This is a genomic window from Vibrio sp. 10N.222.54.A3, assembly GCF_041474095.1.
In the GTDB taxonomy this organism is placed as follows: domain Bacteria; phylum Pseudomonadota; class Gammaproteobacteria; order Enterobacterales; family Vibrionaceae; genus Vibrio; species Vibrio crassostreae_C.
The window spans coordinates 26,056-33,799 of the sequence record NZ_JBFRTN010000074.1; the positions used below are offsets into that span (position 1 = coordinate 26,056).

General features: G+C 47.3%; 6 protein-coding genes. 5 read left to right on the forward strand and 1 reads right to left on the reverse strand.

The features are described 5' to 3' along the window. The first annotated feature begins 4 nt into the window (after window positions 1-4). From AB4507_RS15950 to hflX, 5 genes are all read left to right on the forward strand, one after another. Window positions 5-1,252: an ABC transporter substrate-binding protein gene (locus tag AB4507_RS15950; RefSeq protein WP_372132852.1), complete on the forward strand. Its 1,248-nt coding sequence runs from the start codon at window positions 5-7 to the stop codon at window positions 1,250-1,252. A 181-nt stretch (window positions 1,253-1,433) separates the two neighbouring features. Beyond that, complete coding sequence (locus tag AB4507_RS15955; RefSeq protein ID WP_017060634.1) at window positions 1,434-2,372, forward strand: carbohydrate ABC transporter permease; 939 nt, start codon at window positions 1,434-1,436, stop codon at window positions 2,370-2,372. Next, a complete protein-coding gene (locus AB4507_RS15960) occupies window positions 2,369-3,226 on the forward strand; it encodes a carbohydrate ABC transporter permease (protein WP_372182951.1) in 858 nt (285 codons plus the stop codon). The genes AB4507_RS15955 and AB4507_RS15960 overlap by 4 nt, the downstream gene beginning before the upstream one ends. A gap of 6 nt (window positions 3,227-3,232) precedes the next feature. Then, on the forward strand, window positions 3,233-4,345 hold the full coding sequence (locus tag AB4507_RS15965; protein ID WP_372182952.1) for an ABC transporter ATP-binding protein: 1,113 nt from the start codon (window positions 3,233-3,235) through the stop codon (window positions 4,343-4,345). A 270-nt stretch (window positions 4,346-4,615) separates the two neighbouring features. After that, window positions 4,616-5,983 carry a GTPase HflX gene (hflX, locus tag AB4507_RS15970; RefSeq protein ID WP_229647704.1) on the forward strand — a complete coding sequence of 456 codons (1,368 nt, stop codon included), beginning with the start codon at window positions 4,616-4,618 and terminating at the stop codon, window positions 5,981-5,983. Between the two features lie 97 nt (window positions 5,984-6,080). On the opposite strand, the gene pfaD is transcribed toward hflX, so the two are convergent. After that, complete coding sequence (pfaD, locus tag AB4507_RS15975; RefSeq protein ID WP_136974228.1) at window positions 6,081-7,718, reverse strand: eicosapentaenoate synthase subunit PfaD; 1,638 nt, start codon at window positions 7,716-7,718, stop codon at window positions 6,081-6,083. Between the last annotated feature and the right edge of the window lie 26 nt (window positions 7,719-7,744).

Sequence of the window (7,744 nt, forward strand, 5' to 3'; positions counted from 1 at the left end):
AATAATGAAAATCAATAAAACCCTACTTACTCTATCTCTTCTTGCTGCCTCAACATTTTCTCAAGCTGGTGAAGTGGAAGTGCTTCACTGGTGGACTGCCGGTGGCGAAGCGAAATCCGCAGCGGTACTGAAAGAGATGATTGAAGAACAAGGCCATACTTGGAAAGATTTCGCTGTTGCTGGTGGCGGCGGTGAAAGTGCGATGACTGTTTTGAAAACTCGAGCAGTGTCGGGCAATCCTCCATCTGCCGCGCAGATCAAAGGTCATGATATTCAAGAGTGGGGTGGTTTAGGTTTTCTAGCGTCTCTCGATGCAACGGCGAAACAAGAACAATGGGATGAGCTACTGCCAGAAGTGGTCACTAAAGTGATGAAGTGGGATGGCGAATATGTGGCGGTTCCTGTCAACGTTCACCGTGTTAACTGGCTTTGGGCTAACCCTGTTGTTTTAGAAAAATCAGGAGTGACGGTTCCAACTACGTTAGATGAGTTCTTTGTTGCCGCAGACAAGATTAAAGCGGCTGGCTTCATTCCACTGGCTCACGGTGGTCAACCTTGGCAAGACGCTACGGTATTCGAAGCTGTAGCACTTGATGTACTAGGCAGTGAAGATTACAACAAAGCGTTCGTTGATCTGGATATGGACGTGTTATCTGGCGACAAAATGGTGGAAGTGTTCACCAAGTTCAAAAAGATGCGTGATTACATCGACAGCAACTCTCCGGGTCGTGATTGGAACGTAGCAACTTCGATGGTTATCAATGGCGAAGCGGCAATGCAGATCATGGGTGACTGGGCGAAAGGTGAATTTACTGCGGCAGGCAAAGTACCGGGTAAAGATTACATCTGTGCACCAGCACCGGGCACTGATGGCCAATTCACTTTCAACATCGATAGCTTTGCGTTCTTTGAGCTGAGTGACAAAGAGAACCAAAAAGCGCAGCAAGACCTAGCGAAAACCATTCTTACCAAAGATTTCCAAGAAGTCTTCAACCTTAACAAGGGTTCTATCCCTGTACGTCTAGATATGGACATGTCTAAGTTCGACCAATGTGCGTTGGATTCAATGGCAACCTTCAAAGCGAGTGCGAAATCTGGCGATCTTGTTCCGAGTATGGCTCACGGCCTAGCGACAACAAGCTACGCTCAAGGCGCGATTTACGACGTGGTAACCAACTTCTTCAACGAAAAAGATGCCGATCCAAAACAAGCGGCGGCTAAGTTAGCGAAAGCTGTGAAAGCGGCTATCTAATATAACTTGATAAGCGACACACAACGCACGTGAGTGACGGGTTGTGTTGCTTTACCAAACCCCCAGGGTGGGTAGGCTCGTAGGGAGCCTATCTACTCTTCACTCCCAATTCTGATATGCGTGATGCTGATGTGGTGCCGAAAGGTAAGCCATTGGCTCGATTGTGCAACAAGGATAAGTTATGGAGCATGTTTTGACTGAGTCGACTCCAAAACCCACAAGGAGCCAGCCTGCGCCCAAGCCTAGCTTTGCTGACAGGTTGCAACATTGGTTACCCAAGATTGTACTGGCGCCGACCGCGTTAGTGACCGTGGTGTGTATCTACGGCTATATATTCTGGACGGCGGCGCTGTCGTTTACGAATTCTCGATTTTTACCGAGCTTCAACTTTGTTGGTTTAGCTCAATATGAAAAGCTGATGGACAACGATCGCTGGATCACCTCAATCACCAACCTCGGTGTGTTTGGTTTTCTGTTCATGGCGATTGCTATCTTGTTGGGTGTGGGTTTGGCGGTATTGCTTGACCAGAACATCCGTCAAGAAGGCGCGATTCGTACCATTTATTTATACCCAATGGCCTTGTCATTCATCGTGACGGGTACCGCTTGGAAATGGATTCTCAATCCGGGTCTTGGCATTGAAAAACTGATGCAAGATTGGGGCTTTACCGACTTCAAATTCGATTGGTTAGTCGACTCTGAAATGTCGGTCTATACCTTGGTTATCGCAGCACTTTGGCAGTCTTCAGGGTTTGTGATGGCGATGTTCTTAGCCGGTCTGCGTGGCATCGATTCTTCAATCATCAAAGCGGCTCAAATCGATGGGGCAAGCTTACCCACTATCTATCTCAAAATCATTTTACCTTGCTTGCGTCCTGTGGTTTTCAGTGCGGTGATCATCACGTCACACATTGCGATTAAGAGTTTCGACCTTGTGACGGCAATGACGGCAGGTGGCCCAGGTTATTCATCGGATCTTCCTGCGCTATTTATGTACGCACACTCCTTTACTCGCGGACAAATTGGCCTTGGTGCTGCCAGTGCCATGATGATGCTTGCTGGTATCTTAGCGATTCTCGTGCCTTATCTTTACTCTGAACTTAGGGAGAAAAAGTCATGATGAATAACATCAATTTTGCTCGAATATTTATCTATTCAGCACTGCTTTTCTTCTGCTTAGTTTATTTAATGCCACTGTTCGTAATGGTACTGACCTCATTCAAAACTTTGCCAGACATTAAGGCGGGTAACTTGATGAGTTTGCCGAAAGAGTGGGTGTTTGATGCTTGGTATAAAGCGTGGGACACCGCTTGTACTGGCGTTAAATGTGAAGGCATCAAAGGCTACTTCTGGAACTCGTTCCAAATGGTGATTCCTGCGGTTGCGATTTCAACATTGTTGGGTGCATTCAATGGTTATGTGGTGACGAAATGGCAATTCAAAGGTTCAAACCTGTTCTTTAGCTTGTTGTTATTTGGCTGCTTCATTCCATTCCAAGTGGTGCTACTACCAATGGCAACCATGCTCGGCAAGATGGGGCTAGCGAACACAACCATCGGCTTGGTGATTGTGCACGTTATCTACGGTATGGCATTTACTACACTGTTTTTCCGTAACTTCTATATCTCGATTCCTGATGAATTGATCAAGGCGGCAAAGCTCGATGGTGCTGGCTTCTTTACGATTTTCTTCAAGATCTTATTACCGATCTCGACACCAATCATCATGGTGACGGTGATCTGGCAGTTCACCGCGATTTGGAATGACTTCTTGTTCGGAGTGGTCTATTCCGGCTCAGAGACTCAGCCAATCACCGTAGCATTAAATAACTTAGTCAACACCAGCACGGGCGTTAAAGAATACAACGTTGATATGGCTGCCGCGATCATCGCCGCGCTGCCAACGCTGTTGGTGTATGTCTTCGCAGGAAAATATTTTGTTCGTGGCCTAACGGCAGGATCAGTAAAAGGATAATTACCCATGGCAACATTAGATTTAAAACAGATCCGTAAAACCTATCGCAACGCGGACAACGAAACGTTAAAGGGCATCGACATCAGTATCGATTCGGGGGAGTTCTTGATACTTGTCGGCCCTTCGGGGTGTGGAAAATCCACCCTAATGAACACCATTGCTGGGCTAGAAAATATTAGCTCGGGTGAAATCGTGATTGATGGTGTTGACGTGGCGCAGGTTGAACCTAAAGACCGCGACATCGCGATGGTATTCCAGTCGTACGCACTTTACCCAAACATGACGGTACGCGGCAATATCGCCTTCGGCTTGAAGATCCGCAAGATGCCACAAGACGAAATCGACGCAGAAGTGAATCGCGTCGCTGAAATGCTACAAATCGAACAACTGCTTGATCGTAAACCATCGCAGCTATCTGGTGGTCAGCGTCAACGTGTCGCTATGGGGCGCGCTTTGGCGCGTCGTCCTAAGCTGTATCTGTTCGATGAGCCGCTTTCTAACTTGGATGCCAAGCTACGTGTCGAGATGCGACACCAGATCAAACGTCTGCACCAAAAGCTGAACACCACCATTGTCTACGTCACCCATGACCAAATAGAGGCGATGACCTTGGCGGATCGTATTGCGGTGATGAAAGATGGTGAACTGCAGCAACTCGGTACGCCGCAAGAGATCTACACCAAGCCAAATAACATGTTCGTGGCGGGCTTTATGGGTTCACCATCTATGAACTTCATTAAGACCATGGTGGATTTGGATGATGAGCAGAATCCGATCATCAAAGTAACGGGTACAGCTGAGCAAGAGCACCACATTCGATTACCACAAAGCATGCGTGAGCAAGATGGCAAAGAAGTGGTGATTGGCCTGCGCCCTGAACATATTACCGAGCAGGAAAGTGAAGATTTGTCGGCAACGACCAAGCTAGACTTGCAGTTAGAAGTGCTAGAACCAACAGGGCCAGATACGATTGCGATGGTGAAAGTGAACGACCAAGAAGTGGCATGTCGCTTGTCGCCAGAATTTGAAGTGTCAGTTGGGCAAATGGCGCCGCTGCATTTTGACTTATCAAAGGCGGTATTCTTTGATGCTCAGACTGAAGCGAGAATTGATTTTTAGTTTTTGAGACAGTAGCTCAATGAGAGTCTAAGCTTAAGCAAAGGCAGTATCACTAATTACTAATAAGTAACGTGATGCTGTCTTTTTTGTTGTTTTAGCCTGTTTTATTTCCTCACGAAAACAGAGGGATAAACGAGATAAATGGATTAACTGCAATAATATCGCCAAATAGCCTCCGTTAGCTCTATAAAGCTGACCGAGAACAGCGTAGGATCGCGCTACTTTAGACCAAATACTAGGTTGCACATTAGTGCATAAACAGAAGAATACATGAAACTAACAGCAAAACCCTCAGCTAGTAACGCTTTACTTATTTCTATTACGACACCGGACTTCAAAGGTGACGAAGCAAAAGAGTCTCTTGCCGAACTTGCTCGCTTAGTAACAACCCTAGGGTTTAAAGTGGTCGGTACACAATCACAGCACCACAGTTCAACACAACGACAAAACGTGTTGGGCGCAGGTAAGCTTGCAGAAATTGCACACTTAACCGGTTACCAAGGTTCGATTGAAGAAGCCGAAGATGAAGATTTTATCGATGAGTCTTTTGATTTTCGTGCTGGTATCGATGAGTTAGATTTTGATGATCTTCCATCTGAAGACGTGGAGTTTGGTACTGCTGACGTAGTGGTATTCGACTGTGATTTGAGCCCATCTCAACTGCGTAATGTAGAAGCTCACTTGGGTGTCGAGGTGTTTGACCGTACAGGCATCATCATTGAGATCTTCAGCCGTCATGCTCGTACTCGTACCGCACGTCTGCAAGTTGAAATCGCTCGACTAAACTACCTAGTGCCTCGACTGCGTGAGACGGCCGACGGTGATAAAGAGCGTCAAATGGGTCAGGGTGCAGGTGAAACTTCACTAGAGCTAGACCGCCGTAAAGTACGTGACCAAATTGCTGCACTTAAGCGTGAGCTGGTTAGCGTACAAGACGAAATGAAGAACCGACGCACTCAGCGTTCGGAGCTTTTCACTGTTGCTCTAGTTGGTTACACCAACGCGGGTAAATCTTCGATGATGCGTGCAATGACCGCAACAGAAGTGAGTGGTGAAGACAAGCTATTCGCGACCTTAGATACCACGGTGCGTGCGCTTCAACCAATTACTCAGCCGCGTATTCTGGTTTCGGATACAGTGGGTTTCATCAAGAAACTGCCACACGATCTTGTTGCCTCATTCCACTCAACGCTAGCAGAAGCGCATGATGCTTCATTGCTGCTTTATGTGGTTGATGCTTCTGACGTTTCATTTCGCGCACAGCTTGAGGTGGTACATGAAGTACTAGCGCAAGTGGGCGTTGAAGGCAGCGAAAAGCTATTAGTACTGAACAAGTGCGATAGATTGAGCGAAGAGGAACAGTTAGAGCTGATCGAAGAATTCCCAGATGCGATGCTAACGTCAACTCGTGACCCGTTAGATATCACCAAGCTGCACAAGTACATTGTAGGTGTTGCTGAACAAGGCATGATCGAAGAAGAGATCACGATTCCTTATTCTGGACAAGGCATCATCGGTGAGATTCGCTCAAACATGAGTGTGGTGAAGGAAGAATACGACTACGAATGCATCAAGCTTACTGTACGCTCAAGTGCAATTGATTTAGCGCGCTTGAAAAAGCGTATGCAGAAGTCTTAATCTCTTAGCTAGTTTAAGAAGAATAACCAAAAGAAAAGCGACCCGTTAAGGTCGCTTTTTTTATTCGTTGAGCTTAATTAACGCTGTATTGAAATGCTTAGGCCATTCTTTGCGTCGGCTTCCAGCGTGCTAGTTCCGGATCAAGCTTGATACCTTGCGAAGTCAGCAGGTTAACACGAGCCAAGTAGGCTGCGCCGTGCATTAGGTGTTTTGCTAGGTCGACTGCATTACGCTGCTGGTAATCATCTAGGTAGCTGTCTTTCGCCCATGCGTTGAATGCGCCAAGTGCAGGGCCAGCCCATACTTGGTAATCCATCTCACGACCTTGTTCGCCGGTGTTTGACCAACGGCTAGAAAGACCCAAGTACCAACGGAAGATCAACGCCATTTTACGCTTTGGGTTGCCTTCAGCGCGTTCTATCTGTTTAGGATCGCGCTCGTTAAAGTGCGCCACAGTCCCCGCCCAAATATCATCCAGTGTTGAACGGAATACTTGCTTCTCTAGCTTTTGACGTTCTTCAACTGGAATCGCTTCAATGGAGTCGTAGCGTGTGTAGATCTCGTAAAGCTTGTTTGCACGCATTGGGAACAAGGTACCGCGCTTAACCACTTGCAGCTTCACGCCCATTTCGAACATGTCTGCTGCCGGAGCCATAGTCACGTCAGCCATTTCAGTTGTCGAAAGCAGCTTACGTGTGTGTTCGCTCGCGCCAGCTTCAACACAGGCTTGGTTAATAGAACCAGTAACAATGTATGCCGCGCCCATGTTAAACGTTGCTAGAGCTGCGTCAGGCGTGCCGACGCCACCACCACAACCAACACGCAGCGGTGTTTTGAATTGGTACTGAGCTTGGATCTGTTCTTTCAACGCAAGAATCGTTGGTAACAGGGTAACTAGAGGGCGGTTATCGGTGTGACCACCAGAATCCGCTTCTGCAGTAATGTCATCCGCCATTGGAACCAACTGTGCTAGCTCCATCTGTTCTGCTGTGATTCGACCTTCATCAACCAAAGCTTGCAGCATTTTCACAGGAGCAGGCTGCATGAACTTGCTTGCGACTTCAGTACGGCTCACTTTTGCGATGACTTTGTTGCCAATCTGGATTTCGCCTTTTGCATCACGGCTTAGACCAGCAGCACGATAGTGAACAATTTGCGGTGTTAAACCTAAGAAGGCTGAAGCCTCAACCGTTTTCACTTTGTGCTTCAAAAACAGCTCTACACTGCCGCGCTCTAGTGCAGGTTCACTTGGGCTGTGAATCAGGTTAAACGCGTAAGGGCCGTTTGGTAGCGCTGCTTGAATACGGTTGATCGCTTGCTCAACGCGAGACGGGATTAAGCCTGCCGCGCCAAATGAACAAAGAATGCCTGCCTGACCAAGCGCAATTACAAGCTCTTCAGATGAGATGCCGTTGGCCATTGCGCCTGCGTAGTACGCGTATTTTACGCCATGACAGCGACGAAACTCTTCGTCGCCCAAGCTTTGTGTACCGAGTGCAGGAGCAAATGCGCTAACAGGTTGGCTGTTCGCTGCACTTGCTGAATCACCCGATGTAATTTCAGCTTGTTGGCTGACGCCTAAGCCTTTTTCTGGGTGGCTCACTACGTAACAAGCAAGGCTTAAGTCTTTTAAGATGGTCGACATTGCCGCGCTATCAAAATGAGTTGTGTTCTCTTCAATCTGCCAAGGCCACGGAGATAGCTTTTCGTTATTGATAGTAGTTTGAGTTGTCATAATTATTTCTTTCCTAGTTCCGTGTC

Coding starts and splice junctions, on each gene's coding strand:
- AB4507_RS15950 (WP_372132852.1), top strand. CDS start 5: ATGAAAATCAATAAAACCCTACTTACTCTATCTCTTCTTGCTGCCTCA.
- AB4507_RS15955 (WP_017060634.1), top strand. CDS start 1,434: ATGGAGCATGTTTTGACTGAGTCGACTCCAAAACCCACAAGGAGCCAG.
- AB4507_RS15960 (WP_372182951.1), top strand. CDS start 2,369: ATGATGAATAACATCAATTTTGCTCGAATATTTATCTATTCAGCACTG.
- AB4507_RS15965 (WP_372182952.1), top strand. CDS start 3,233: ATGGCAACATTAGATTTAAAACAGATCCGTAAAACCTATCGCAACGCG.
- hflX (WP_229647704.1), top strand. CDS start 4,616: ATGAAACTAACAGCAAAACCCTCAGCTAGTAACGCTTTACTTATTTCT.
- pfaD (WP_136974228.1), bottom strand. CDS start 7,718: ATGACAACTCAAACTACTATCAATAACGAAAAGCTATCTCCGTGGCCT.